Source organism: Bradyrhizobium sp. U531 (assembly GCF_051710265.1).
GTDB lineage: Bacteria > Pseudomonadota > Alphaproteobacteria > Rhizobiales > Xanthobacteraceae > Bradyrhizobium.
The window spans coordinates 325,919-349,505 of sequence record NZ_JASVEN010000003.1; the positions used below are offsets into that span (position 1 = coordinate 325,919).

The following is a 23,587-nucleotide window of genomic DNA, read 5'->3' on the forward strand; positions in this document are numbered from 1 at the left end:
GGGAATGACCATGCGCAAGGCAATGATTGTATGGGGCGGTTGGCCGGGACATGATCCCGATCTCTGCGCGTCGATGATCCGCGGCTGGCTGAAGGCGGAAGGTTTCGAGGTTCGGATCGAAACCTCGACGGCGGCCTTCGCCGATCCCGCCATCCATGATCTCTCGCTGATCATCCCGATCTACACGATGTCGAAGATCGAGAAGGCGGAAGCGCTCAATCTCTGCGCGGCGGTGCGCAATGGCGTCGGGCTTGCCGGCCATCACGGTGGCATGTGCGATGCCTTCCGCGAGTCGGTGGATTACCAGTTCCTGTGCGGCGGACAGTGGGTGGCCCATCCCGGTAACATCATCGACTACAAGGTCGACTTGACGAAGCCCGATGACCCCATCATGAAGGGCCTGAAGAGTTTCGAACATCGGTCCGAGCAGTATTACATGCATGTCGACCCCGCCAACGAGGTGTTGGCGACGACCACTTTCACCGGCGAGCACGCGCCCTGGATCGAGGGCGTGGTGATGCCCGTGGTGTGGAAGAAGCGCTACGGCGCGGGGCGGGTGTTCTATTCCTCGCTCGGCCACCGCGCCTACGAGCTCGACGTGCCGGAGATCCGGACGTTGATGACCCGCGGCATGCTGTGGGCCGCGCGCGAATGACGGCTGGTGCGATCCAGCCGGTAATGCGCGCCACGCTCGAGGACGTCGCGCGAGCGGCGGGCGTTTCGCTCGCCACGGTCGATCGCGTCGTCAACCGGCGCGACGGCGTCCGCGCCAAGACCGTCGCGCGTGTCGAGGCAGCGGTGGCGAAACTCGGCTATCGCGCCGACGTTGCGGCGGCGCGGCTGGCCCGCGGGCAGACGTTCCGCTTCGCCTTCGTGTTGCCGACGGGCAGCAACAGCTTTATGACCAATCTGACCGACCAGGTGCAGCGCACGGCAGACTGGCTCGCCAGCCAGCGCGGCTTCATCGATATCCACCATGTCGACGTGTTCGATCCCGATGTGCTCGCCGGTGCGCTGGAGAACCTCTCGCCCGCCTATCAGGGCGTTGCCGTGGTCGCGCTCGATCATCCCAGGGTCCGCGCCGCGATCGACGACCTCGTTGCACGCGGGATCGCCGTGGTGACGCTGGTGTCGGACGCGCCGAGCTCGTCCCGTGTCCACTATGTCGGGATCGACAATCCGGCCGCAGGCCGCACCGCCGCGACACTGATGGGGCGCTTCCTCGCGGAGCGGGAAGGGACCGTCGCCGTGATTGCGGGATCGTTGTCGCTGCGCGATCACACCGAGCGGCAGTTCGGCTTCCACCAGATTCTGTCCAGCGAGTATTCTAACCTGTCCACGCTCCCCGTCATCGAGGGCCGCGACGACAGTGATCGCACGCGAAAGCTCACGGCTGCGCTGCTGGCACGCCATGCCGACCTGCGCGGCATTTATTGCTGCGGCGCCGGCAACCGCGGCATCGCCGATGCGCTCGAGGCCGCGGGCCGCGCCCGCGAGGTGGTCTGGATCACGCATGAGCTGACGGAGTACACGCGGCGATTCCTGGTTCGCGGGACGCTCGATGCCGTCATCAACCAGGATGCCGGCCACGAGGCGCGGTCTGCGGCGCGGATCCTGCTCGCGCATTGTTCGGGCGAGCCGATCAGCCCCGACCAGGAGCGCATTCGCATCGATATTTTCCTGCGGGACAATCTGCCGTAGTCTCGCGTTTCGTTATGGGTGCGCCGAGGGCAGGCTTCGTCCCTTTGCGGCGGCCCATGGCCGCCGCAGCCGCATCGGGACGCCGCCGCCGGGCGGCGGGTCGTCGTCGTCATCGAGCTTGCGCAGCGCCGCGAGGATGTCCACGAGCCGGACCGGGTGATCCATGCCCGGGATCTCGCGCAGCGCCGGATGGGATTCGACCGCGTACATGTCCGAGGCCCAAGACGACAATATGATCCGCTTCTCCGCGGTCGAGAGCTCGCCGTCGTCGAGCACGGCGTTCGGCGATGCATAATGCGCGGCGGGATGAAACAGCGGGCCGAGGCTGCCGGTGGTCGCATTGGCGTTGGTCATCTCTGGTCTCCCTCTACACTCCTTTCGAAGGGATGTTTGATCGGCGGACGGCGAGGAGGTCGCCATCCGCCGCGGCGGCACGATCAGGCCGCCTTCTTCTGCTCGATCTGCGGTGACGCAGCACCCGCGATCTGGATCCGGCGCGGCTTCATGGCTTCCGGAATCTCGCGCAGGAGGTCGATGACCAGAAGACCGTCCTGGAAAGCTGCCTGCTTCACCTGGACGTAGTCCGCAAGGTTGAACACGCGGCGGAACGGGCGCGCCGCGATTCCCTGATAGAGATATTCGCGGGTGGCGCTGTCGGGCTTCCGGCCCTCGATGGTGAGCGCGTTCTGTTCGGCCGTCACGGTGATGTCGTTGACGCCGAAGCCCGCCACGGCCAACGTGATCCGGTACTGGTCTTCGCCGGAGCGCTCGATGTTGTAGGGCGGATAATTGTCCTCGCCCGCCTGCCGCAGCGTGCTGTCGACGAGGTCGGCCAGATGATCGAAGCCGATGGTGGAGCGCCACAGCGGCGCGAAGTCAAAGGTGGTCCTCATACCAAGTCCTCCAAAGAGCAAGATGGTTACGAAGGAGCGCGAGGGGGATCGGAAGCGGATCCGAAGACCCCGGCGCCCGCGCCGGACCCGATCGGGCATCCGGCGCACCGCTCTCGCGGCGAAAGACGAATTAGAGCGCCTCAAAAACCTTGCAAGAGGGCGGCCGAAAATTTTTTCAGGGTCCCACCGGCGGCATCGCGGGAGCGGCGAAGGGGCGTCTTGACAGGGCGACGAGCCTGAATATTTCTAAACGCGAGCTCTATCTGCTTGAGGCTTGGCAGGGCGGCCTGCCGGAGCGGTCGGCGGCGTAGACAGGGCACCCGTTCATTGCGGAAACTTGTTTACCAGGGGCGATATCAAGTCGGGCTAAGCGGAAGACGCTACGCCAGCGCGGCCGACAATTTGCGCATCACCCGGTCGAGTACCTTCGCTTCCTCGGTGGTCAACACGCCGAGCAGCTCCGTCTCCCGCGCCAGCGCATAAGGCACGATCTTGCGATAGAGCGTACGGCCGGCCGGGGTTAGCGAGACGATCAGCTCGCGCCGGTCGTCGGGATGGTGCTTGCGGCTCGCGATGCCGCGCGCTTCCAGGCCCTGAACCGCGCGGCTGACCTGCATCTTGTCGAGCGTCGTCAGCGGACCGATCTCCTTGGTGGCGATTTCCGGGCGCACGCCGAGAATGGCAAGCACGCGCCATTCCTGCCGCGTCAAGGCAAAGCGCTCGGAATAGACCTCGGCCACCGCCAGCGACACCTGCTCGGCGAGGCGCGCCAGCCGGTATGGAAAATAGCGCTGCAAGTCCAGCTCGACGCCGTCCTGCGCCGTTGCGGCCCGCGCCGTTTCTCGGCGCGCCACGTCCGAACGTCCCATCACGCGAGTCCCGCCTGCCGACCCATCCCGAAAAAAATCTCCGAACCCGGTTGATCCAGATCAAATCCAGCAAATAGTAACATCTGATACCAATTTCGCAACTGCAAATCCAGGGAGCGAAAGTCATGAAGATCGAGAAGATCCATCACGTCGCCTATCGCTGTGTCGACGCCAAGGCCACGGTCGAGTTCTACAAGAAGGTCATGAACATGGATCTTCTCGGCGCCATTGCCGAGGACAGGGTGCCGTCGACCAAGGCGCCCGATCCCTACATGCACATCTTCCTCGATGCCGGGAACGGCAACATCCTCGCCTTCTTCGAGCTGCCGAATTCGCCGCCGATGGGTCGCGATCCCAACACGCCGGAATGGACCCAGCACATCGCCTTCCAGGTCAAGGACCTCGCCGAGCTCGAAGAGGCCAAGGCACGCGCGGAAGCTGCCGGCCTCGACGTCGTCGGCGTCACCGATCACACCATCTTCAAGTCGATCTATTTCCGCGATCCCAGCGGTCATCGCCTGGAGATCGCGGTCTGGACCGCCACGCCCGAGCAGATCGATCGCATGAAGTCGGTCGCGCACGAGATGGTCGAGGAATGGTCGCGCACCAAGCGTCCGCCGCGCCACACCGCCTGGATGCACGAGAAGGAATTCGCGGACGCGCAATGATCCCCGGCACGCGCATCAGGAAGCGAACATGACGAGCTACATCTATCCGAAGTTCGGCTATCGGCGTTCCCAGGAGCAGGCCGAGGGGGTCGTGAAGCGGCATCCGATCGTGGTGGTCGGCGCCGGGCCCATCGGCCTGACCGCGGCGCTCGATTGCGCGGCGCGCGGCCAGCCGGTCGTGGTGCTGGACGACAACGACACCGTCTCGATCGGCTCGCGCGCGGTCTGCTACGCCAAGCGCCCGCTCGAGATATGGGACCGACTCGGTTGCGCAGGCCCCATGGTCGAGCGCGGCGTAAGCTGGAACGTCGGGAAAATGTTCTTCCAGGACGAGCTGTCCTACCAGTTCGATCTGTTGCCCGAGGCCGAGCACCAATGGCCGGCCATGATCAATCTGCAGCAATATCATTTGGAAGAGATGCTGGTGGCCAAATGCCGGGCCAATCCGCTGATCGAGTTGCGCTGGAAGCACCGTCTCCTCAGCCTCAAGCAGGCCGCCGACCATGCGACGCTGGCGGTGGAAACGCCCGACGGCATCTTCACCATGGAGGCGCAATGGGTGATCGCCTGTGACGGCGCCAATTCCGACGTGCGCAAGATGGTGGGCGCCGAGTTCACGGGGCAGTTCTTCCGGGACCGCTTCCTGATCGCGGATGTCTCCATGAAGGCGGACTTCCCGACCGAGCGCTGGTTCTGGTTCGATCCGCCGTTTCATCCCGGCCAGTCCGTGCTGCTGCACCGGCAGGAGGGCAACATCTGGCGCATCGACTTCCAGCTTGGCTGGGAGGCCAATCCCGAGGAGGAAAAGCGGCCCGAGCGCGTGATCCCGCGCATCCGCGCCATGCTCGGCGAGGACACCGAGTTCGCGCTCGAATGGGTCTCGATCTATCAGTTCGCCTGCCGGCGCATCGACAATTTCCGCCAAGGCCGTGTGCTGTTCGCCGGCGACGCGGCGCATCAGGTCTCGCCCTTCGGCGCGCGCGGCGCCAATACCGGCGTCCAGGACGTCGACAATCTCGCCTGGAAGCTCGCGATGGTGCTGCGCGGCGAGGCGTCCGAAGCGCTGCTCGACAGCTATCACGAGGAGCGTGCCTATGCCGCGGACGACAACATCCTGAACTCCACCCGCGCCACCGACTTCATCACGCCGAAGACCAAACCGAGCCGCTACTTCCGTGACGCGGTGCTGGAACTCGCCCGGCATCACGGCTTTGCGCGACCGCTGGTCAACTCCGGCCGGCTCTCGACGCCGACCCCTTACGTGACGTCGGCGCTTAATACGCCCGACCGCGGCGCGGTGCCGGGCGGCCTGCGGCCCGGCACCAATGCGGCCGACGCGCCGATCGCCGTCGACGGCAGGCCGGGCTGGTTCCTGCATTGTCTCGGCGACGGCTTCACGGTCGTGGCCTTCGGCAAGGTGAGCGACAAGACCGAGATCGCCGTGGGCCCTTTCACGGCGAAGCTCATTCTCGTCGGCCGCGACATCGAGGATCCCACCGGCGTCCTTGCGCAGCGCTATGGCGCCTCGCTTGGGACCACCTATCTGTTCCGCCCGGATCAATACGTTGCCGCGCGCTGGAGCGGATTTGACGAGGCAGAGATCACCGAGGCGGCGCTGCGCGCCTCCGGCCACGACACCGCCGACCGGACGGAGCTTGCGGCATGATGCTCAACCTCTCACCGAACATCGCCGATCCCGACGATTTCTATGCCGAGCTGATCAACAGCCAGCGCGACCTCGACGAGGAGCAGGCGCTGCGCATGAACGCCCGGCTGATCCTGCTGCTCGCCAATCACATCGGCGACCGCGAGGTGCTGACGGAGGCGATCGGCTGCGCCCGTATCGGCGGCGGCTAGGACGCAGGACTAGCGGCCTGTCCGACTGGCGCGATTTCGCCGGCCGAATTCGGCGCCATGCGCACCGAAAAGCCATGGCTGCATGAGCCGCTTTGTTGACTTGGCTCAAGGCAAATTCAGCAGAGTTCGACACCTTCTGAGGCCCCACACCAGGGTCGGAGGAAGCACCATGCGAGGTCGAACCGTTGCTGCAGCGTTGCTGTTCGCCATCTTGAGCCAGCCGGCATTGGCCCAATCCCCGGCGGACCATCAGAACCACGATCACGGACATGAGCAGGCGCCGGCGTCGCCGCAGTCGACCCCTCCTGCGAACCCATCCACCGAGCGGCAGAATCCTTCGCGCGCTGGAGATATGTTGGGAATGATGGGGCGCGGCATGATGGGACAGGGAATGAAGGGGCATGGCGCGGCGGGCGGTGAGGCCATGGAGCCGCCGGTCGCCTTCCGCATCATCTTCGCGCTGATGGATGCGGATGGCGACGGCACCGTCTCGTTGCCCGAGTTTCAGGTCGCGCATGAACGAATTTTCAAGGCAATGGATATCAACAAGGACGGCAAGCTCACTCCGGACGAGATGACGGCGTTCATGCACAGGAGCAAGGGCGCTGCCCCGCAGCAATAGCGAATGGAAACCGAGGGGCGGGTGCGCCAGGCCATGTCGTTTGATCGGGTTTTGCGATGGGGTCTGGTTGCGATCGCGATCGCTGGGTTGACTGCAGGTGTTGTCGCGCGGGCCGCAGGGCGGCCTGAACTCGCCGATGGCGCGTGGGCCCTCGGCACGGTGCCCGTGATTGCGGGTTTGGCGGTCTCGATCGTCCAGGATCTGCTGCGAGGCCGGGTCGGGGTGGACGCGATTGCGCTGCTGTCGATGAGTGCGGCCCTGGCGCTCGGACAGCCGCTTGCAGGCGCCGTGGTCGCGCTGATGTATTCCGGCGGCAACGTGCTGGAGGAGATCGCGGTCGCACGGGCGGAGCATGATCTCAGGTCCCTGGTCGATCGGGCGCCGCGGCAGGTCCATCGCAAGTCCGGCGAGCGGATCGAGGATATTCCAATCGAGGGCGTCGCGGTCGGCGACGAGCTTCTCGTCAAGGCCGGCGAGATCGTGCCGGTCGACGGCGTCGTCGCCTCGGCCTTCGCTGCGATCGACGAGTCCGCGGTGACCGGCGAGCCGATACCGGTGCAGAAGACGCGTGGAAGCGCCGTTCTTTCCGGCTCTCTGAATGCGGGCGACACGTTCCAATTGACCGTGACCGCGGCGGCCAGCGAGAGCACCTATGCGGGCATCGTGCGCATGGTGACCGCGGCGCAGACGGCAAAGGCTCCCTTCGTGCGTCTGGCGGATCGATATGCGCTGATCTTCCTGCCGGTGACGCTCGTCGTCTCCTTTGCGGCATGGCACATCTCCGGCGATCTGACCCGTAGCCTTGCCGTGCTGGTGGCGGCAACGCCGTGCCCCCTGATTCTGGCCGCGCCCGTCGCCTTCATCGCCGGCGTGGCGCGAGCGGCCCGCCGCGGCATCCTGGTGAAGGGCGGGCGGGCGCTGGAGGCGCTGGCCCGTGCGCACACCGTGCTGTTCGACAAGACCGGGACCCTGACTGTGGGCGGGGCGCGATTGCTGTCCGTGGAAGTTGCGCCGGGCGAAGATCCGGATGAGGTCCTCTCGCTTGGGGCGTCGCTCGAGCAGGCTTCGCATCACGTGCTCGCGAAGGCCGTGGTTTCTGCGGCCCTCGCCAAGGGGCTCGAGTTGAAGCCGCCGGAACACGTCAAGGAGACCATGGGGTCGGGCCTCAGCGGCGAGATCGGCGGACGCCAGGTCGTGGCTGGCTCGCGCGACATGGTGCTCTCGCGCGCCGAGCTCTCGCCATGGGAATTGCGGGCGATCCGACGCGCCTCGTGGCGCTCGGCGCTGATCGTCTTTGTCGCGGTAGACGGCCGTCTCATCGGCGCGTTGCTGCTGGCCGACGAATTGCGGGCCGATACGCCGCGCGCGATCCGGCTGCTGCGCGATGCCGGCGTCGCGCGCATGGTGATGGTCACGGGCGATCGTGCCGCGGCGGCGCAGGCCATTGGAGCTGCGCTCGATCTCGATGCCGTGCTGGCCGACCGCGTTCCCTCAGACAAGGTCGAAGCGGTCCGCAGCGAGCAGCGGCTGCATCCGACCATCATGGTCGGCGACGGCATTAACGATGCGCCGGCGCTGGCCGTGGCCGATACCGGGGTCGCGCTCGGAGCGCGCGGGGCAAGCGCCTCCTCCGAGGCGGCGGATGTGGTGATCCTCACCGATCGGCTGGACCGGGTCGGCGAAGCGATCATCATCGCGCAGCGCGCGCGGCGCATTGCCCTGCAAAGCATTTTCGTCGGCATGGGATTGTCATTCGCGGCAATGGCCGCTGCCGCCGTTGGCTGGCTCGATCCCGTGCCCGCCGCGATCGTCCAGGAAGTGATCGACGTTGCCGTCATTCTGAACGCGTTGCGGGCGCTCAATCCGCCCCTGCTCAGGACTGGTCCGCGCCTCAGCGCGGAGCAGGGGCTGACATTGCATCACGATCACCAGGCCCTGCTTGGGGATCTCGACCGCTTGCGCCGGATCGTCGATGCGCTGGACGATGCGGCGCCGGAATCCGCCGCCGCCTTGATTGGCGAGGCCGATCGACTGGTTCAGAGCAGCGTCGTGATGCACGAGCGCGAGGACGAAGACAGCGTGTATCCGAAGCTCACGGAGGTGCTGCGCGATCGCCACGGACTCTCCGCCATGAGCCGGGCGCATCGCGAGATCCTGCATCTGGCGCGGCTGCTCGCCCGGATCGCGGAGGATCTGCCGTCGGAGAAGATCGACCGCTACCTCATTCGGGACGCTCAGCGCGTGATCGAGGCGATCGAAACGCTGGTGCGCATGCACACGGCCCAGGAAGAGGATATCTACGAGGCGGTGGCGGCATAGGCGGCGGCAGTCGACCTCAGTGTTCCAGCGGTTGCCAGCCGGCGTGGTCGAAATACCGACCGTACTCCGCGAGCGCCCGCAAAATCTTCATCGCTCCCTGGTCGCGGCTGGTGCCCGTCTTCATATGGGCCGCACCTTCGATGATCTGCTCGAGGACGAGGTGGAGCTGCTGGTCGGCCCGCTCGGGCAGCTTGCAATTTCCCACGACGTCATCGACCCGCGCCTGGATTTGCGTGGCCAGAGCCTCGTATTGCGCAGGCGTAAACATGTTGCTGTGAATGGGTGACAGCGATTGCCTCATCGCAAGGCTGATGTCGTTCATGCCGCGGCGCAGGACATCATCGGTCGGCCATTTCTTGCCGTGATCGAGCTGAGGCCGTGCGGTCGCGGTTGGTCCTTCGTGCGCGTGTGGTCCGGCGGCGAGAGCAGGCTGTCCGAGGGCAAGACAGAGTGCGAGGGCGGTCAGCGCGAACGATTTGGTCGGGATCATCACGGGATTTCCTCCGAAGAGCTTCTTTGCTTCCAGGTGGGGGTTAGCGGCAGGCGGGAGTTTGCGCTGGAGCAAAGTCGCGAGCGGAACGAGCTGCGGCCCCGCGACGCAGGATACGTCGGGGGGCAGGCACAGACCGTCGTCGGCCAACGCACTGAACGCAGCTCATCACGAACGGGATTGAGTCAGCTCAATGCAACGCGGCTCGATCGGCTCAAGCTTGTGAGGCAGCCTCGTGAGAGAAGGACGGCATGCACAAGCTCAAACGCGCATTCTGGGGCGCTCTGGTGGTTCTCGTCCTGCTGTGGCTGGTCGCCGAGCCGCAGCCGTTCGGCGCGGGTTCCTTCTTCCCGCTGCGCGAGAAAATGGTGCAGTTGAGCGGCGTCCTGGCAATCGGTTGCATGAGCATGGCGATGGCGCTCGCGCTGCGGCCGCGTTGGCCGGAGGCCTGGCTGGGCGGTCTCGACAAGATGTACCGCTTGCACAAATGGTTCGGGATCGCGGCGCTTGTGACGGCAATTGTCCATTGGCTCTGGGCCAATGGTCCGAAGTGGGCGGTCGGCTGGGGTTTGCTGACCCGACCGCAGCGTGGACCGAGGCCCGTCATCGAAAACCCGATCGAGGCGTTCTTCGACGGTCTTCGCGAGCCGGCGGAGGGGCTGGGCGAGTGGGCCTTCTACGGCGCCGTGGTGCTGATCGCTTTGGCGCTCATTCAAATGTTTCCGTATCGCCTCTTCTACAAGACGCATCGGCTGCTCGCCATCGCGTATCTCGTCCTGGTCTTTCACGCGCTCGCGCTGATGAAGTTCAGCTACTGGATGTCGCCGCTCGGCTGGATCGCCGGGGCGCTGCTCGCTTTCGGGACATGGGCGTCGGCCGTTACGCTGCTGCGACGCATTGGCGCCCGGCGCCAGGTCCAGGGCCGGATCACGTCGCTCAAATATTATCCCGGCGTCAGGGCCATCGAGGTGGAAATCGAGGTGCCTCATGGCTGGCCTGGGCATCGGCCGGGCCAGTTCGCATTCGCCACGTCCGATGTCTCCGAGGGCGCGCATCCCTACACGATCGCCTCGTGCTGGAATGCTGCAGACCCCAGGATCGTCTTCATTGCCAAGGAACTCGGCGACCACACCAGCCGGCTGCGGGAGAAGCTGCGTGTCGGGCAGGAGGTGAAGGTGGAGGGGCCCTATGGCTGCTTCACGTTCGACGACGATTGCCCGCATCAGATCTGGATCGGCGGCGGCATCGGCATCACGCCCTTCGTTGCGCGCATGAAGCAGGCGGCCATCACCGATGATCCCGGCTGCGCCGTCCCGCAGGCGGTTGATCTCTTTCACACCACCGCCGACGTGGATGAGGAAGCCCTCGGCAAGCTTGCCGCAGATGCGCGCTCGGCGAATGTCCGCCTCCACGTTCTCGTCGACGCCCGTGATGGACGACTGACCGGCGCACGCATTCGCGATGCCGTCCCGCAATGGCGCGAGGCGAGCATCTGGTTCTGCGGTCCGGCGGCTTTCGGGGAGGCGCTCAGGCGAGATCTCAAGGTGCAGGGCTTCCCCGTCGAGCAGCGGTTTCATCAGGAACTGTTCGCGATGCGATGATGTCCATTCCGCTTCCCAACTTGCCCTGACCGCCAGTCTCTGTAATCTGGCCAAAACAACAGGGAAGGTTTCGATGGGAGGAGTTTTGGAGGGCGTGCGTGTGCTCGATTTCGGGCGCTATATCGCAGGTCCCTATTGTGCGACCTTGCTGGCCGAATTCGGCGCCGAGGTCATCCGTGTCGAAAAGCGCGACGGCAGTGAGGATCGCTTCGTCGCACCGGTCGGCGAGAATGGCGAAGGCGCGCTGTTTCTCCAGGTCAACCGCAACAAGAAGTGCGTCACGCTCGACCCGATGAAGCCGGAAGGGCAGGAGGTGATGCGCCGCCTGGTCGCGACCGCTGACGTCGTCGTCGCCAATCTGCCGCCGCAGACCCTGCGCGCGATGAAGCTCGACTACGAGTCCCTGAAGGCGATCAAGCCCGATATCATCCTGACGACGGCGACCGCATTCGGCGGGCCGGGGCCCTGGTCCGATCGCGTCGGCTTCGACGGCGTCGGACAGGTGATGTCGGGATCTGTGTACATGACGGGCGCGGGCGATCCGCCGTATCGCGCCGCGGTGAATTGGGTCGATTTCGGCACCGCGCTGCATTGCGCGTTCGGCACGCTCGCCGCCCTGATCGAGCGCGGCAAATCCGGGCGCGGGCAGATCGTCGAGGGCGCGCTGCTCGCAACGGCGCTGTCCTTCACCAACGCGACGCTGATCGAGCAGGCCGTCATCAACGTCAATCGCGTGCCGACGGGCAATCTCGGCCAGACCGCAGCGCCCGCCGACATCTACAGCACCAAAGATGGCTGGGTGCTGTGCCAGGTCACGGGTCACCCGCTGTTCAAACGCTGGGCGCGGCTGATGGGCGAAGAGGATCTCTGGCTGAAGGATCCGCGCTTTGCCGACGATATCAGCCGCGGCAACAACGGCGCGGTCATCAGCGAGCGGATGGCGCGCTGGTGCGCCGAGCGCACCACGCAGGAGGCGGTCGATACGCTGGGGCAGGCCATGATTCCCACGGGGCCCGTGCTCTCGCCGCAACAGGCGCTGGATCATCCGCACATCCGCGCCGCCGGCTTCATGCAGGACGTCGATTATCCCGGCCTGCCGAAGCCCGCACCGGTGACGCGCGCTGCGGTCCGGCTCTCGGAAACGCCGGGCGAAATCGCGCACCGTCCGCCGACGCTCGGCGAGCACACCGATCTCGTTCTGACCGAGCTTGGCTATGACGTGGCGGAGATTGCGGCGCTTCGCCAGGGGGGCATCATCTAGTTCGATGCCAGCGCCGCCTTGGCGACTTCCGCCATCCAGCCCGAGGCGACGGGCAGGATCGCGTCGTTGAAATCGTAGCGCGGGCTATGCAGTTCGGCGCCGTCGCGCAACTCGCCATTGCCGATCCAGACGAAGGCGCCCGGCCGCTGCTGCAGATAATGGGCAAAGTCCTCGCCTGCCATGCTGGGCGCGAGGTCGCGGCGCACGGGCGCCTGCACCTTCTCGGCGGCGATGCGCGCGAGGTCCGCCTCGACGGGCGTGTTGATCACGACGCCCACGCCCCAGACGATCCCGGGCGTGACCTTGACGCCGAAGCTGGTCGCGACCCCGGCGCAGGTCCGTTCGATGCCGTCGAGGATGACGTCCTTCACCGCCTCGCGGTGGTAGCGCAGCGTGCCGCGGATGGTCACGCGTCCGGCGATCTGGTTCGGCGCGGTGCCGCCTTCGATGGTGCAAAGCGACAGCACCGCGGTGTCGAGCGGATCGACGCTGCGCGAGACCACCGATTGCAGGGCCACGATCAGATGGCCGGCCGCCACCACCGGATCGCGCGTCAGATGCGGCATGCCGGCGTGGCCGGCATGGCCTTCGATGGTAATGGTGATGCGCCCGCCCGAGGCCATCACGACACCGTCGTGCACGGCGACGGTGCCGGCGGCAAGGCCCGGCCAGTTGTGGAAGCCGAACACGCGTTCCATCGGAAAGCGGTCGAACAGCCCGGCCTCGACCATCGCGCGCGAGCCGCCGAAGCCTTCCTCGGCCGGCTGGAAGATGAAATCGACCGTGCCGCTCCAGCTGCTGTCGGCGGCGAGCAGCGCGGCGGCGCCGAGCAGCGACGCGGTGTGCCCGTCATGGCCGCAGGCATGCATCACGCCTGATGTCGTGGACGCGTAGGGCAGGCCGGTGTCCTCGGTGATCGGCAGCGCATCCATGTCGGCGCGGAGGCCGACCCGTCTTTGCGCGTGCCCGCGGGTCAAGGTCGCGACGACGCCGTGGCCGCCGATGCCGGCCTCGAAGGGAATACCTAGCTCGGTGAGCTTATCCTGCACGAAGGCCGCGGTCTCCTTCTCCTGGAGCGACAGCTCCGGATGGGCATGAAGGTGTCGGCGCCACGCGGTCAATTTCTGGTGCAGCTCGGATGTCAAGGCGGCGGTCTCTCGCAAGATGTCGGTTGCCGTCACCATAGCGGATTATCCGCGCCATGCACCCCGCGCCTCGGAATGGCTCGCGTGCAGCCACATCGTCATGGCCGGGCTTGACGGTGAGTTCTACGCCGCCAGCGTCGCCAGCCCCTTCCAGTCGAAGCTGATCCCGTGGCCCGGACGGTCCGGCGCCAGCGCCTTGCCGTCCTCGAGCACCAGCGGATGCTCGATGTATTTGTCCAGCCCGAAGCCGTGCGCTTCGAGATAGGAGCGGTTCGGGCAGGCGGCGAGCAGATGCACGGTGATGTCGTGCGCCCCGTGGCTGGTGACGGGCAGGTTGAACGCTTCCGCCAGCCGCGCGATCTTCATGAAGGCGGAAACGCCGCCGCAATTGGTAACGTCGGGTTCGGGATAGGACACCGCGCCCGCCGCGATGTAGTTCTTGAACTCCCACAGCGAGCGCAAATTCTCGCCCGCCGCGATCGGCACGCCGCCAGCCTGCATGATGCGCACGTGGCCCGCGACGTCGTCCGGGATGATCGGCTCCTCGAGCCAGGTCAGGTCGTAGGGGACGAATGCACGCGCGGCACGGATCGCCTCCTCGACGGTCCATTTCATGTTGGCATCCACCATCAGCGGAAAGCCGTCGCCGAGATGCTGCCGCATCGCGGCGACCTTCGCGACGTCGGATTTCAGGTCCGGCCGGCCGACCTTCATCTTGATGGCGCGAAAGCCCTTGGCGAGGTTGCCATCGGTCTGCGCCAGCAGCGCGTCCACGGAAAGATCGAGGTCGATGCCGCCGGCATAGCACGGCACGCGCGCGTCGAAGCCGCCGAGCAATCGATACAGCGGCAAGCCCGCGCGCCGCGCCTTCAGGTCCCACAGCGCGATGTCGAGCGCGGAGAGCGCCAGCACGGCCGGCCCGCCGCGTCCGCCGTAATGCAGCGCCCACCAGACGTGCTGCCAGATCGCTTCGGTATCGTCGGCTTCGCGGCCTTCGATCAGCGGCGGGATCTCGCGCTTGAGGATGTCCGCGGTCGCGCCGCCATTGCGCCCGACCGTATAGGTGTAGCCGACGCCCTCGGCGCCGTCGGCATCGCGGATGCGGCAGGTGATCAGCTCGAACGCCGCGATCTCGCCATGGGTGGAGTCGGACAGCGTGACGGGGAGGGGGATCCGGTACAGGGCGGATTCGATGTTTGCGATGCGCGGCACGGGGCCTCCCGATTTTTCTTTTTGCTTGTGGTTCGTAGGATGGGTAGAGCGTAGCGAAACCCATCTTCAACGTCGCAAGTCGCGAGGGGTTTCGCTTGCGCTCTACCCATCCTACGACAGCAAACGTCTCACCGCGTCGTCGCGAGTTGCACGGCCAGTGCGCAGGCGCGGTCGTATTCGTCGAGATTGATCCACTCGTCGATCGTGTGCGCCTCGTTCTGGCCGGCGCCGAAGGTCACGGTCGGAATGCCGTGGCGCACCATCCAATTGGCATCGAGCCCGCCATTGGCAGTGCGGACGTTCGGCGTGCCGCCGACCGCGGACACCGCCTCGACCGCGCGCTTGATGACGGGCTGGCTGTCCTTCATGCGGAACGGATAATAGTCGGTCTCGGCCTTGAACTTGACCTTGCCGGACTTGCCTTGCGCGTTCGTCACGGTCTTGGCCGCTTTCTCGAACGCGGCCTTGTAGGCCTTGGTGATCTCCTTGAAGAACTTTCCGTCGTGGCTGCGGCATTCGCCGCGCACATGAACGTAGTCGGTGACGACGTTGGTGGCGTCCCCGGCGGGGCGACCCTCGCCGCCGGTGACGGGGCCGACATTGCTGGTGCCCATCCGCGCGTTCGCGCCCTTGCCTTTCACCACCTTGCCGAACCAGCCCCCGGCCTTCACGTCGGCGAGCGCGAGCGCCATGATCATGGTCGAGGAGATGCCGCGCTCCGGCGCGACGCCGGCATGCGAGGCGCGGCCGAAGATCTCGACGGTCCAGCGGTCGGCACCGACCGCGCCGATCACGACGTTGGAAGCGGAGCCGCCGTCGTAGTTGAAGGCCATCACGGGCGAGCCGAGCTCGTCCAGCTTGACGTGCCGCGCACCATAGAGCCCGCTCTCTTCGCGCACGCAGAACAGCAGCGTGATCGGCGGATGATCGAGTTTCTGCTTCTCCAGCTCGGCCGCCAGCGTCACCAGCACGCCGCAGCCGCAACGATTGTCGCCGCCGAGCGCGGTCTTGGCCTCGTTGACGATCTTGCGGCCGGATTTCTTCGGCTTGGCACCGGCGCAGAGCGGCACGGTGTCCATGTGGGTCATGAACATGATGCGCGGCTGGTTGTGCAGCGCGCCGCGGCCGGACAGCTCGACGATGAGGTTGCCGGTCTCGGTCGGTACGGGAATGCGCGTGTTGGCATCGTCGAGGCGGATCGCCCCGGCCGGCACGCCGCTCTCCTTCAGCGCGGCCATGAGCTCACGCCCGATCGCCGCCTCCTGCCCGGTGACGCCTTCCACGGCGAGGAAGCGCATGAGGCGGTCGGTGGCGGCTTTGGTGTCGACAGGCATGAGTTCATTCCCTTGATGCGCGATGCTTGCCAGCATCCCGTATCAGCATCCCCCGCGGCATCGCGTTGTGCAAGGCGGCCTCGACGCATGAACGGCGGCGCTGCGTTGCCGGGCGCGCATGGTCATGCCGGCGCACGAGACCGCGGCGAGGGGGCCGGGGAAGGCTGCTTTGCGCCGCCATAATGTGTCCGGATGTTGCTGTCCGGTGACAGCCTTGGCTGCGATTCGGCTCTAACCTTCGGTTGTTTTTGGCGGGCGGCACGCCGAAAGATGCCGAAGATATTGGGGACGAAGATGCGGATCGCAGTCATTGCGGGAAGTGCCTTGCTCTTTGGTATCGGGGCCGCGAATGCCGCCGATATGGCCGTCAAGGCGAGACCCTTGCCGGTTGCTGCACAGGTCTTCAGCTGGACCGGATTCTACGTAGGCGCCAATGTCGGCGGCGCCTGGACTCCCAGCAGCGGCAGCAGTGATGGCGGATTGCTGTTCCCCGGTTTCATCGTTTTGCCCCCGGTCGCAGGCGTCATCACGCTCGTTCCAGGACAGACCGGCACCCTTGCCGGTGATGGCCGCCGCAGCGGCGTCGTTGGTGGCGGCCAGATCGGCTACAACTGGCAGGTCCAGCAGTTCGTGCTCGGCGTAGAGGCCGACGCGGTCGGCACCGGATTGAAGGGCGGCAGCGCCAGCGCTTCGCGCACCTTCGGCGCCCCGCTGTTTGCTCCGGCGGTGACACAGACGGTGACGGTCGATTTCGGTCATGTCGACTGGATGGCCAGCTTCCGCGGCCGTGCCGGCGTCACGGTGGACCGGGCCTTGTTCTACGTGACCGGCGGCGCCGCGGTTGCCGAGATCGGCGGTTCCAGGACCACGGTCGTCAATGGCGCGGGCATCGCGATTCCGGCGGGGACGTTCACGGCGACGAACGGCGGCTCGACCACGCGCTGGGGCTGGACCGTCGGCGGCGGCGTCGAATGGGCGTTCAACCCAAACTGGAGCCTGGCCGGCGAATACCGCTACACCGACCTGGGCAGTCGCAGCGTCACCTTCACCGTTCCCGACGGGTTTGGCGGCGTGCTCACGACGGGGACGTCGAGCTCGCGGCTGACAGTCGAGCAGGCCACCGTCAGGGTCAATTACCGCTTCGGCGGACCGGTGGTCGCGAAGTACTGATCGGGCGACGGCCTCGAAGCGTGAGGATGGCGTGAGCGAAGTGCTCAGCCCGTCGCGCGCAGCGGCGATGTATAGGCCAGGAAGACCAGCACGCCTACGATCAGCGCAATCGCCATGAACAGCAGCACGGCCGGCAGTCCCGCGAAGGCGGCCACTGCGCCGGTGATCGACTGCATCAGCGCGGTGCCGAGGAAAAAGGCGAGGTTCACCGCGGCCAGCGCCTTGCCCGCGGTCTGCGCGTCCACCAATTGCCGGCACATGCCGAACAGCAGCGGCTGCGCGGAGATCGCAAGCCCGATCAGCACGAACAGCACGAGATCATATTGCGGCGGCATGACCGGCACCCCGAACAGCCATGCCACAGCATAATGCGGTGCGCCCAGCGCCATCAGCGCAACCAGCACGGCCGCGACCGCATGTGTGCCGGCGACGAGGTCGCGGCGGCGGCCGACCTTGCGGTCGATCATGCCCATCAGCAGCGGGCCCGCGATCATCGCCAGCGTGAACGCGCCGAGCTGGTTGCCGGCCTCGATCCGCGACAGGCCCTTGATCTCCATCAGCCATGGCCCGCCCCACAGGCCGCGCAGCACCAGCGAGGTCGCCAGCGACACCATCGCGAGCGCAATCAGTCCGCGCAGCGGCCGCGACAGGCCGAGCCTGAGCACCTCGATCATCTGCGACAGCGGCGAGGAATCGTCCTTGTGCTCGGCCGGCTGGTGCGGCACCAGCACGAACACTGCCAGCGCCACCGCGACGCCGCCGAGCGCCGAGATCCAGAACCCGGCGCGCCAGCCATATTGATCGACCACGAAGGCGAGCGGGCTCGCCGACAGCAGCATGCCGATATTGCCGATCGAGAGGATCGCGCCGGACCACAGCCCGAAGCGGCCTGCCGACAATTGCTTGGCTGCCAGCGTCATCGGGCACATCAGCATCCCCGAGGTCGCAATGCCGAGCAGCAACTGGCCGAAAGCAAAGCTCGATGGCCCGGTCGCGAAGCCCGACGCGATTGCACCGACCACGGTTCCCGCAAGCAGGCTCAGCGATACCGGTCGCACGCCGAAGCGATCCATCGCTGCGCCGACCGGGATCTGCGAAGCCGCAAAGGCGAAATGATAGACCGAGGTGAGGCTCGCCAGCGCTTGCGGCTCGAGATAAAAATCCGCCGCCATGAGGTCGAGGCTGATCGCGGGAATGGTGCGCAGCAGGGTCGAGAGCATGTGGCCGCAGGCGAGCGCTACGAGCGCAAGGATCAGCGCGCGGGTCGCACTTCCCGCGTCGTCGGCAGCAGCAGTTTCCATGAGCGTCCCGTCCCCGCAACTTTCGTGTCGCGTTACACGATCGAAGGGATGGTGCCAAGGCGACGAAAGGCATGGCTGCGTGACCGGCTGCGGGCGCGATCGCATGAAATGATCGGACCGTGGAGCATTCGGCCGAGGCCGTGGTCGAGACCGGCCGTGTATCGAAGAACGTGCTGTGCCGGGCAGGCCTTTCGGAGCCAGCCGATCTGCCTTGCCAAGAGGTCGATCATTTCCGCGGATCGATGAGGGCGGCGTAGCTCGTCCCGGCGGGTTTCGGCCAGGGACCCGAGCCCGGCCGGAACCCGAACTTGCAGCAGCTCATCAAGCGTCTTGCTGCGCTCGGCGAGCCGTTCCCAAGCGCCTTCCGCCGGACCGCACCGCGCCAATCAGGGCGGCTCGTTCGCGCGCGTTCGGCATCCGCCTACAACAGTTGCTCTTCCCTCAGGGGTTGTGCATACTTTGCCTCGGGGTCGTTCTCCAAGAAAAAGACCATTTGTCATCCGGGCAACTTCGGGGGGAGTATGTCTGTTGCATTATTGCGTTCGACTATTGCTGCGTTCCTTTTTCTAACGCTCGCTGCCTGCGGCACGCTCATTGCGCCTTATGACGACACGTTCGATCAGGGTCTGAACAAATTTTCGGATGATACGGCCAAGCTTCTTGCGTCGGCGTCAACTGGCGCGGCCGAGCAATCATATGGGTCCAAGGAAGCCACGGCGTATTATGCGAGCGCTTACAACCTGCTCGATCGCCTCGATGCGAGAGCGCAGCTCTCGCGCGCCAGCGTTTCATGTCCTGCCAACGAGGCTCTCAAGGCGACGATAGCCGATCCGGCGACGCTTCCGGCAGGGTTCGAGAAGTACGATTGCAGGGAGGTCCAGCTCTACATCGTCCGCAGTTTCGTTCGCCAATTGGAGGCGGACCACAAGAGCGGCGGTGCTCTTTCACGAGCAGAGGCCAAGATATCGGGAGGGCAGCTCCAAAGAGCAATTCTTGGAGCCATTCAGGTTTTCTTGATCAACAAGCCGAGCAAATAGTCAGGGGGGAGCAAGATGGCGAGCGATGTCAATTCGATCATCAAACAGATATTGGATGCCGCGTCGCAGCGCGGTGGAGAAACCTGGGACAAGATAAAGAGCGGCGCGCCTTTGTACACGAAAGCGTATGCCCAGAGTCTCGTCGATATTGCAGAGGCTGTCCAATCCGGAGAGATGTCCGCTGCCGACGGCGAGGCCCATGCCCAAACTGCCAAACTTTTGTTGATTCAGGGCTTCGCGTTCAGCTCTCAGGTGGTGCTGTTCGAAGTGCAAAAGTTCATCGACGGTGTGATGCAGACCCTGAAGGACGCGATCAACGCCAAGCTTCCCATTGCTCTTCTCTAGGTTTTCCTCGGAGACAATTGTGCCAAATCAGCCACCCGAAGCACCCAAGAGCGGCGACACGCCGCAAGACCGTCTCGCAAAGCTCCTGCCCGGCGATGTTACCGCCGCGTTTCTCAGCGCTAAAGTGGCGCTGGTTGCTCAAGCGAACGACAAGGCAGCTCCGTATGTCTTTTGGACATTCGTCGTAGTGCTTTTTCTTTGTCCGTTCTACTTCTGGTTCGTGACTAAGGCCAAGTCAGCGTTCCACACATTCTTTCTGACCGCTTCGTTCGCGGTTTTCGCCATTTCGATCGCCAATGTAGAATTCGAGGCATACTTCAAGGACACAATTCCCCAACCTGTGATCCGAGCGGTAGCCATCGTGCTTCCCATCTTGTGGACTTATCTCGTCACGCAGATTTCGGTTGCCGCGCTGGACCAACAAGCGCCGCCCAATGATGTCTCCAAGCCGGACAGCCCTGGCGAGCCAGTCGGCCCCGCTGCAAATCGACCTGCCAATGCTGGTGCCGGCTCGTGAATGAGCTCGTCTCGTTGGCAGTGAGCCTTGCGCTCTGCACGATCGCCGGGACCGCGGTGGCCCAGGACGTTTGCCCGCGTCCCACGCCGGTGGCTGCTTTGAACCAGGTCCAGACCAATATCCTGGCCCTGAGATCGAGCCTTGGGCCGGCTTCCATCGACGAAGGGTGCAGCCGTCTTGATCACGACGGACGCTTCAGCGGAATAATCCAGTTCTATCTGTTTCCGCCGGCGTCGACCGATGCTGGTCCTGCCTATGTCTTGATCAAATCCTATCGGACGTTTTCCAAGCCGACGCAGGACAAGGTCAAGATGAGCCGCGGAGGAGGGTGGCATACCGAAAGATCGACGTCTGCGAAGCCGGATTTCATGTCCCCGCTTCAGATGAAAGACCGGCCGTTCAAAGGGAGCGTGTCCCAATGGAACGAAGCCCACATGTCCGGGGCCGCTCCCGAGGCGATGTCGAGCAAGCTTGGCCAGCCGTTTCACGCTTACGCGGATGTCGACAAGACCTTGCCTTCGACGGATCCGGCGGCGTTCTGGCAGACCGGTGCCTTCGATTTCAGCAAGGGGCAACAGACCAATTATATGATCCGTTTTCCGGCCAACTCCAGCACTCCGATTCCGTTCGAGGTGGGCTATGGAAAAGACCTGACGGAAGTTCGGCTCGAACTCTATTCGAGCATCGATGCTCTGTCCGAGAAGAGCTATCGCTTCGTTCTTAGATGACGCCGGGCGAGCGGATCGTGGTCGCGCATGGACGAGACTTTGTGCTATCCGGCTTGATCCCTCTTTGGTAGGCGGCCCGACGCCATCTCTCCCAGCAGCTTCCCCGCCTCGTCGAGTAGCTCCCCGATCGCCGTTCGCTCCGCGATCCGCGCTTGCGTGAAGGCGCCATGCTTGCGCGCGTTGTGGTTTCTCCATGGCGCGCCCGATCTGGGCGCGCCGCCGTGCATGCGGCAGCGGAGCTTGCCGCACATGGCCGGCGCGCGGCAGGCGACACCGCTCCGGGTCTTGGCACCGCAGCGCGGGCTCGCCGCCATTGCGCGCGTGTTGCGGATGTGGCTGACGCTCACGCGGCGGCGCCTTGCTTGGCTGCGGCCCGGTCGGGTTCGCGTTCGCCGGTTCCGCGAGGCGTGACCAGTCCCGCGTCCGTCGCAGTGCCCGGCTCGGCCGCGATCAGATGCGCGTGCTGCGCGACATTCCCCACGATCGCGCTGCCGCCGTCCTGCACCGACAGATTCTGCACCGTGATCGGACGTTCGCCGTTGCCGCGGTGGCGGTTGAGGGCCTCCATCTGCGCCGCGAAGGTGCGCGCCAGCCGGGTCAATGTGCGCGAGATGCCTTCCTGCTGCGAGAGGCCCTCGGTGAAGGCGAGGCGGGAGGCGGAGCGCATTGTCGCGACGTGAACGGACACCATCTGCGCCGTCAACATGGCCTCGAGCGAATCCCGGGGCGCGATGTCCTTCACCATCGAGATCATGAAGGCGAGATTGTCCTCGTCGGGCTTCTGCAGGATCACGCTGGCTTTCATCAATTGCTTGAGGATGCCGTGCAGCGCGTCGCGATCGACGGCGCCGAGCGCTTCTCCCATCAATCGTTCGCCGGTTTGCGCGTCGGAATGCTGGATCACGATGTCCCGTCGGTTGAGCTTGATCCGTGGGCTCGTCCGGCTGCTGTTATACCTGGCGATGGGCGTCGTGCCGTTGCGTGTCAGGGCTGTCGTCATGTCGATATCTCCTTGGGCCCACGGCACGCGCCGGCAGGCTCCGCTGATGCGAAGCCGGCGCGCGCAGCTGCTGTGCGGCGGTTGCGTTGTCAGATGTCGATGCAGGGCTTGTGCGCGACCGAGGTGAAACCCCCATGGCCGTGGAGGCCGATGCTTACGCGGATCGCGATGATGCCAGTATGCCCCTGTTTTGCCCGACGAGTCAAAATCGATTTCGTGTCATCCGAAGCTCGCGGCTCCGTTGTAAGTCGTTGTTTCCACACGGGCCGTCTACTGTGCATGGGGTTGTTTTCGCATTTTTTGTTTGGAAGCGGTGCGGACCTGCCGCGCGGCGGAATGCCGGCGCCCGAACGCGATTGCGAAATCCGGCGTGACCGCTATTCATGTCGTCCGATGCGCCGCGCCAACAAGACTGCACAAGCGGCGCCGCGAGGTCTGGGGAGAGAACCAATGCAACGAACCGCCCGCCTGCTGGCCGTCATCGCCGGATTGTGCGCCGCTGCGCTGCCGACGGGAGCCATGGCGCAGAAATATCCGGTGCGGCCGGTCAAAATCATGGTCGGCTTCAGCGCGGGCGGTCCGGTCGATGTCGTCGCACGCATCATCGGCGATCGCCTCGGCAACAAGCTCGGCCAGCCCTTCGTCGTCGAGAACCGCGCCGGCGCCAACGGCATGATCGCCGCAGAAGGCGTCGCGCACGCGGACGGTGACGGCTACGCGATGCTCGCCTGCAACTCCTCCACCATCACGCTCAACAAGACCCTGTTCAAGGATATCCGCTACGACCCGGAAAAGGATTTTGCGCCGCTCACCACCGTCGTCTCGGCGCCGCTGGTGCTGGTGGTCAATCCGGAGAATCCCAAGACGGCTGACATCAAGACCGTCGCCGATCTCGTCGCGGCGGCGAAGGCGAAGCCGGGCGAGCTCGCTTATGGCTCGGGCGGCAATGGCAACCTTGCCCATCTCGCCATGGAGCTGCTGAGCCAGAAGGCCGGCATCAAGCTGATCCACGTGCCTTATCGCGGCGGCTCGGCGTCCGAGGTCGGCATCCTCGCGCAGGAGGTGCTGGCGGTGTTCGATCCGCTCTCCGCCGTGCCGCTGGTCAAGGCCGGCAAACTGCGCGCGCTCGCGGTGTCCTCGGCCGAGCGGCTGCCGTCACTGCCCGATGTGCCGACCGTTGCGGAAGCCGGCTATCCTGGCTTCGACATCTCGTTCTGGGTCGGCTTCTTCATGCCGAAATCGACGCCGGCGCCGATCCTGGAAACGCTGCACCGGGAGATCGTCGCTGCGGCCAGGGATCCGGCGATTGCGGAGAAGCTCGGCTCGCAAGGCGTCGTCAGCGTGCTGAGCCCCGCCGACTACGCCGCCAAGATCGCGAAGGAGACCAGGGAGCTTGCCGAGGTCGTGACGGCCGCGAACATCAAGGCGGAGTAAGGTCTCGGGTCTTCATTGTTGTGCGGGTCAAAGCCTCCACGACGTCATGGCCGGGACAAGCCCGGGCATGACGGCCTCTTGTG

Annotated in this window: 25 protein-coding genes; 15 read left to right on the top strand and 10 right to left on the bottom strand. The window is 65.3% G+C overall.

Going from position 1 to position 23,587, the window contains the following annotated elements:
• Nucleotides 1-10: 10 nt before the first annotated feature.
• Nucleotides 11-655, top strand: a complete 645-nt coding sequence (locus QRQ56_RS17805; RefSeq protein ID WP_438741854.1) for a ThuA domain-containing protein — start codon at nt 11-13, stop codon at nt 653-655.
• On the top strand, nt 652-1,701 hold the full coding sequence (locus tag QRQ56_RS17810) for a LacI family DNA-binding transcriptional regulator (protein ID WP_438741855.1): 1,050 nt from the start codon (nt 652-654) through the stop codon (nt 1,699-1,701). The genes QRQ56_RS17805 and QRQ56_RS17810 overlap by 4 nt, the downstream gene beginning before the upstream one ends.
• 12 nt (nt 1,702-1,713) lie before the next feature.
• On the opposite strand, the gene QRQ56_RS17815 is transcribed toward QRQ56_RS17810, so the two are convergent.
• The 3 genes from QRQ56_RS17815 to QRQ56_RS17825 form a co-directional block, all read right to left on the bottom strand.
• Nucleotides 1,714-2,055 (bottom strand): hypothetical protein, encoded by a 342-nt coding sequence (locus tag QRQ56_RS17815; RefSeq protein WP_438741856.1) that lies wholly within the window; start codon nt 2,053-2,055, stop codon nt 1,714-1,716.
• An 83-nt stretch (nt 2,056-2,138) separates the two neighbouring features.
• Nucleotides 2,139-2,594: an Hsp20 family protein gene (locus tag QRQ56_RS17820; protein WP_438741857.1), complete on the bottom strand. Its 456-nt coding sequence runs from the start codon at nt 2,592-2,594 to the stop codon at nt 2,139-2,141.
• A gap of 380 nt (nt 2,595-2,974) precedes the next feature.
• A complete protein-coding gene (locus QRQ56_RS17825) occupies nt 2,975-3,463 on the bottom strand; it encodes a MarR family winged helix-turn-helix transcriptional regulator (protein ID WP_438741858.1) in 489 nt (162 codons plus the stop codon).
• A gap of 125 nt (nt 3,464-3,588) precedes the next feature.
• On the opposite strand from QRQ56_RS17825, the gene QRQ56_RS17830 reads away from it, so the two are divergent.
• From QRQ56_RS17830 to QRQ56_RS17850, 5 genes are all read left to right on the top strand, one after another.
• Nucleotides 3,589-4,131 carry a VOC family protein gene (locus QRQ56_RS17830; RefSeq protein WP_438741859.1) on the top strand — a complete coding sequence of 181 codons (543 nt, stop codon included), beginning with the start codon at nt 3,589-3,591 and terminating at the stop codon, nt 4,129-4,131.
• Nucleotides 4,132-4,159: 28 nt separating this feature from the next.
• A complete protein-coding gene (locus QRQ56_RS17835) occupies nt 4,160-5,797 on the top strand; it encodes an FAD-dependent oxidoreductase (protein ID WP_438741860.1) in 1,638 nt (545 codons plus the stop codon).
• Nucleotides 5,794-5,988, top strand: coding sequence for a DUF2783 domain-containing protein (locus QRQ56_RS17840; protein ID WP_438741861.1), 195 nt, complete (start codon nt 5,794-5,796; stop codon nt 5,986-5,988). Before QRQ56_RS17835 ends, QRQ56_RS17840 begins: the two co-directional genes overlap by 4 nt.
• Before the next feature lie 169 nt (nt 5,989-6,157).
• Nucleotides 6,158-6,610, top strand: a complete 453-nt coding sequence (locus QRQ56_RS17845) for an EF-hand domain-containing protein (RefSeq protein WP_438741862.1) — start codon at nt 6,158-6,160, stop codon at nt 6,608-6,610.
• 33 nt (nt 6,611-6,643) lie between these two features.
• Entirely contained in the window at nt 6,644-8,929 is a 2,286-nt protein-coding gene (locus tag QRQ56_RS17850; protein ID WP_438741863.1) for a heavy metal translocating P-type ATPase, read from the top strand.
• Between the two features lie 16 nt (nt 8,930-8,945).
• Here the strand turns inward: QRQ56_RS17850 and QRQ56_RS17855 are convergent, their stop codons facing one another.
• Nucleotides 8,946-9,419 (bottom strand): hypothetical protein, encoded by a 474-nt coding sequence (locus QRQ56_RS17855; RefSeq protein ID WP_438741864.1) that lies wholly within the window; start codon nt 9,417-9,419, stop codon nt 8,946-8,948.
• A 251-nt stretch (nt 9,420-9,670) separates the two neighbouring features.
• Here QRQ56_RS17855 and QRQ56_RS17860 point away from each other — a divergent pair, with 251 nt between their 5' ends.
• Both QRQ56_RS17860 and QRQ56_RS17865 read left to right on the top strand, forming a co-directional pair.
• The gene (locus tag QRQ56_RS17860) at nt 9,671-11,020 is read left to right on the top strand and encodes a ferredoxin reductase family protein (RefSeq protein ID WP_438741865.1); all 1,350 of its coding nucleotides are present in this window, start codon (nt 9,671-9,673) and stop codon (nt 11,018-11,020) included.
• Between the two features lie 73 nt (nt 11,021-11,093).
• Nucleotides 11,094-12,281 (top strand): CaiB/BaiF CoA transferase family protein, encoded by a 1,188-nt coding sequence (locus QRQ56_RS17865; RefSeq protein ID WP_438741866.1) that lies wholly within the window; start codon nt 11,094-11,096, stop codon nt 12,279-12,281.
• On the opposite strand, the gene QRQ56_RS17870 is transcribed toward QRQ56_RS17865, so the two are convergent.
• From QRQ56_RS17870 to QRQ56_RS17880, 3 genes are all read right to left on the bottom strand, one after another.
• Nucleotides 12,278-13,426 (bottom strand): amidohydrolase, encoded by a 1,149-nt coding sequence (locus QRQ56_RS17870; RefSeq protein ID WP_438742337.1) that lies wholly within the window; start codon nt 13,424-13,426, stop codon nt 12,278-12,280. The genes QRQ56_RS17865 and QRQ56_RS17870 overlap by 4 nt on opposite strands.
• Before the next feature lie 123 nt (nt 13,427-13,549).
• Nucleotides 13,550-14,638: a mandelate racemase/muconate lactonizing enzyme family protein gene (locus QRQ56_RS17875; RefSeq protein ID WP_438741867.1), complete on the bottom strand. Its 1,089-nt coding sequence runs from the start codon at nt 14,636-14,638 to the stop codon at nt 13,550-13,552.
• Between the two features lie 128 nt (nt 14,639-14,766).
• On the bottom strand, nt 14,767-15,972 hold the full coding sequence (locus QRQ56_RS17880; RefSeq protein ID WP_438741868.1) for a M20/M25/M40 family metallo-hydrolase: 1,206 nt from the start codon (nt 15,970-15,972) through the stop codon (nt 14,767-14,769).
• A gap of 294 nt (nt 15,973-16,266) precedes the next feature.
• On the opposite strand from QRQ56_RS17880, the gene QRQ56_RS17885 reads away from it, so the two are divergent.
• A complete protein-coding gene (locus tag QRQ56_RS17885; protein ID WP_438741869.1) occupies nt 16,267-17,142 on the top strand; it encodes an outer membrane protein in 876 nt (291 codons plus the stop codon).
• Between the two features lie 44 nt (nt 17,143-17,186).
• Here QRQ56_RS17885 and QRQ56_RS17890 read toward each other — a convergent pair whose 3' ends face one another.
• Nucleotides 17,187-18,443, bottom strand: a complete 1,257-nt coding sequence (locus tag QRQ56_RS17890; protein ID WP_438741870.1) for an MFS transporter — start codon at nt 18,441-18,443, stop codon at nt 17,187-17,189.
• 308 nt (nt 18,444-18,751) lie between these two features.
• On the opposite strand from QRQ56_RS17890, the gene QRQ56_RS17895 reads away from it, so the two are divergent.
• The 4 genes from QRQ56_RS17895 to QRQ56_RS17910 are packed head-to-tail and all read left to right on the top strand — an operon-like array spanning nt 18,752 to nt 21,070.
• Complete coding sequence (locus tag QRQ56_RS17895; RefSeq protein WP_438741871.1) at nt 18,752-19,480, top strand: hypothetical protein; 729 nt, start codon at nt 18,752-18,754, stop codon at nt 19,478-19,480.
• A gap of 15 nt (nt 19,481-19,495) precedes the next feature.
• Nucleotides 19,496-19,825, top strand: coding sequence for a hypothetical protein (locus tag QRQ56_RS17900; RefSeq protein WP_438741872.1), 330 nt, complete (start codon nt 19,496-19,498; stop codon nt 19,823-19,825).
• A gap of 19 nt (nt 19,826-19,844) precedes the next feature.
• Nucleotides 19,845-20,342 (top strand): hypothetical protein, encoded by a 498-nt coding sequence (locus QRQ56_RS17905; RefSeq protein WP_438741873.1) that lies wholly within the window; start codon nt 19,845-19,847, stop codon nt 20,340-20,342.
• Nucleotides 20,339-21,070: a hypothetical protein gene (locus tag QRQ56_RS17910; protein WP_438741874.1), complete on the top strand. Its 732-nt coding sequence runs from the start codon at nt 20,339-20,341 to the stop codon at nt 21,068-21,070. Before QRQ56_RS17905 ends, QRQ56_RS17910 begins: the two co-directional genes overlap by 4 nt.
• 44 nt (nt 21,071-21,114) lie before the next feature.
• Here the strand turns inward: QRQ56_RS17910 and QRQ56_RS17915 are convergent, their stop codons facing one another.
• On the bottom strand, nt 21,115-21,384 hold the full coding sequence (locus tag QRQ56_RS17915) for an HGGxSTG domain-containing protein (protein ID WP_438742339.1): 270 nt from the start codon (nt 21,382-21,384) through the stop codon (nt 21,115-21,117).
• A gap of 29 nt (nt 21,385-21,413) precedes the next feature.
• Complete coding sequence (locus QRQ56_RS17920) at nt 21,414-22,070, bottom strand: hypothetical protein (RefSeq protein WP_438741875.1); 657 nt, start codon at nt 22,068-22,070, stop codon at nt 21,414-21,416.
• Between the two features lie 450 nt (nt 22,071-22,520).
• Here QRQ56_RS17920 and QRQ56_RS17925 point away from each other — a divergent pair, with 450 nt between their 5' ends.
• Nucleotides 22,521-23,504, top strand: a complete 984-nt coding sequence (locus QRQ56_RS17925) for a Bug family tripartite tricarboxylate transporter substrate binding protein (protein WP_438741876.1) — start codon at nt 22,521-22,523, stop codon at nt 23,502-23,504.
• The last annotated feature ends 83 nt before the right edge of the window (nt 23,505-23,587 follow it).